The sequence below is a fragment of the Bullifex sp. genome (assembly GCF_034103065.1).
In the GTDB taxonomy this organism is placed as follows: Bacteria; Spirochaetota; Spirochaetia; order Sphaerochaetales; family Sphaerochaetaceae; genus Bullifex.
In genome coordinates, this window is the sequence record NZ_JAXEGN010000140.1 from 1 (window position 1) to 2,584 (window position 2,584).

Annotated in this window: 3 protein-coding genes; all 3 read left to right on the forward strand. The window is 38.8% G+C overall.

The features are described from left to right. Window positions 1–678: thiamine pyrophosphate-dependent enzyme (locus SOY52_RS05530; RefSeq protein WP_320847973.1), on the forward strand; the 678-nt coding region annotated here is incomplete at its 5' end. 255 nt (window positions 679–933) lie between these two features. After that, entirely contained in the window at window positions 934–1,314 is a 381-nt protein-coding gene (locus tag SOY52_RS05535) for a CatA-like O-acetyltransferase (protein WP_320847974.1), read from the forward strand. Between the two features lie 7 nt (window positions 1,315–1,321). Further along, window positions 1,322–2,431: a transposase gene (locus SOY52_RS05540; RefSeq protein ID WP_320847975.1), complete on the forward strand. Its 1,110-nt coding sequence runs from the start codon at window positions 1,322–1,324 to the stop codon at window positions 2,429–2,431. The last annotated feature ends 153 nt before the right edge of the window (window positions 2,432–2,584 follow it).

The window sequence follows — 2,584 nt, forward strand, 5'->3', positions numbered from 1 at the left end:
GTAGAGCTCCAGGATTACTTCGCAGAGAAGAACGTTCTCATCATCGGTGGTGATGGTTGGGCATACGATATTGGTTACGGTGGTGTTGACCACGTTGTTGCTTCTGGTAAGAACGTTACAATCCTCGTACTCGATACAGAAGTATACTCTAACACAGGTGGACAGGCTTCTAAGTCAACTCCTATCTCAGCAGTTGCTAAGTTCGCTAACTCTGGTAAGAAGCTTGGTAAGAAGAACATGGGCTTCATGTGCATGAGCTATGGTTATGTATATGTTGCTTCTTGTGCTCTTGGTTACAACAGACAGCAGGCTCAGAAGTGTCTCCAGGAAGCTGTTGCTTACAATGGTCCTTCAATCGTCTTCTGTTATGCTCCATGTATCAACCACGGTATCAACATGCGCTTCAGCCAGGTTGAGGCTAAGAAGGCTGTTGAGGCTGGTTACTGGCCACTTTACCGCTTCAACCCAAACGGCGAAGCAGGTAAGAAGTTCACATGGGAAACAAAGCCAGCTACAAGCGACTATGTTGACTTCATTAAGGGTGAGGTTCGTTACTCATCACTATATAAGACTAACCCAAGCGAAGCTGATGATCTCTTCACAAAGGCAGCAGCAGATGCTAAGGAAAGACTTGCATTCTACGAGAAGTGTGGTGCAGTCATGGGTGAAATCCTCTAATATAGGATATTACCTAGAAGTCAAAGGGAGTTCTTCGGAGCTCCCTTTCTTTTTGCTTATTAAAACTTCTTTTTTTAATGAAATAAAACCATTGGAAGAAAGTATTCACCAAAAAATTTATTTTGTGATGTTTCTTAATAAGTATGATTCTTCAAATGAAGAGCTACTATTATTATCTTATATATATTAGTTAATTCTACTAAGAGTAGAGCTTTATGCTTTTATTTTAGTGTTACGATAGGTTTGGAGATTAATATGAATTTTACACCTATTGATTTTAATAATTGGAAGAGAAGGGAAGTGTTTTTTTATTTTTCTAAAATGGCACCAACTGGTTATTCTTTAACTGTTGATATTGATGCTAAAAAACTAAAAGATACATTAAGACAAGCAAAGCTTAAGTTCTTTCCTGCATATTTATATTTAGTCACAAAGTGTATTAATAAAACTATTGAGTTTAAAATAGCATTAAATGATGGTGTACTTGGTTACTACGATTATCTAACACCACTATATGCATCGTTTCATGAAGATGATAGAACTTTTTCACATGAAAACACGCAAGGAAGTTGCCTCCTTTTAAGGAGGCGAAGGAATTGCGTAAAGACTTGTATCATAAGTAATAAAGTAGTATAATACTAATATGGAAACAGTAATTACAGCTAAACTCTTATTGCATGTGTCTGAAGATGAATTTAAGCTTCTTCAAGACGTTTCTGATGCATATAGAGACGCCTGTAATTATGTCTCAAACCTTGCTTTCCATCAGGGGGAATATAACAGAATCAACCTTCAGAAGATGAGCTATACTTATCTTCGTTCAGAGCTTGGATTAAAATCGCAGATGGCAATATCTGTTACAAGAACTGTTGCTGGCAAGTATAGTCCGGAGAAGAGAGCTGATTTGAATAAACCTGTATCATTCTCTATTTCTCAATGTGATTTTGTGGCTAATCGTGATTGGTCTATTAACATTAGTAAAGGCATTGTCTCTCTTAATACCCTTGATAAGAGGATAAAGGTGCCATTCTCTGCAAAGGGATATGAACGATATATAAATGAAAGCACAAGGTTTGGAGGAGCAAAGCTTGTCATCTCTAAAAACAAGGCATATTTGTATACCTCGATAAAGCTGGATTCTCCAGAGTTCTGTTTTGATGATAATAAGGTTGTTGGAATAGACAGGGGGATAATAAATCATGCAGTTACATACGATGGCGAGAAAACAAAGTTCTACAGTGGAACAAAGCTAAAGGAAACGAGAGCTAAATATAAAGCTGTAAGGCAATCTTTGCAGAAGCGAAATACATCATCTTCCAGGCGAAGGCTCAAGGCTATCGGTAAAAGAGAAAACCGCTATGTCAATAACATGAACCATGTATTGGCAAAGACACTCGTAGCCAAAGCGGAAAGAGGAACAACATTCGTCCTTGAAGACCTCTCAGGTGTAAGAGCAGCAACTACAAAGGTCAAAAGAAAAAACAGATACATCAGTGTCTCATGGCCTTATTATGATTTCCAAGAGAAACTCGAATATAAGGCAAGGCTTGCTGGAGATTCTGTGATTTATGTAGATCCAAGGTATACATCCCAGATCTGTCCTATCTGCCATCATATCGAAAAGAGCGCAAGAGACAGGAGTAAGAGAATGTATACATGTAAGCATTGTGGTTATAGAAGCAATGATGACAGAATAGGGGCAATGAATATCTATCAGAGAGGGGTAGATAAGATAAAAAAGGTTGTTGGATAAATTCTGACAGTCTGGGGCACAGTCAATTGCCCCACGATGTAACGCCATCTGCAAGTCCATAGAAGGAAACTGCAGGAATTAAAGGCAGGAGGCTAGAAGCCGTTAGTACTGCTGGGCAGTTGCAAGCTGGCACCCTTTAGGGTGGCGGTAGTT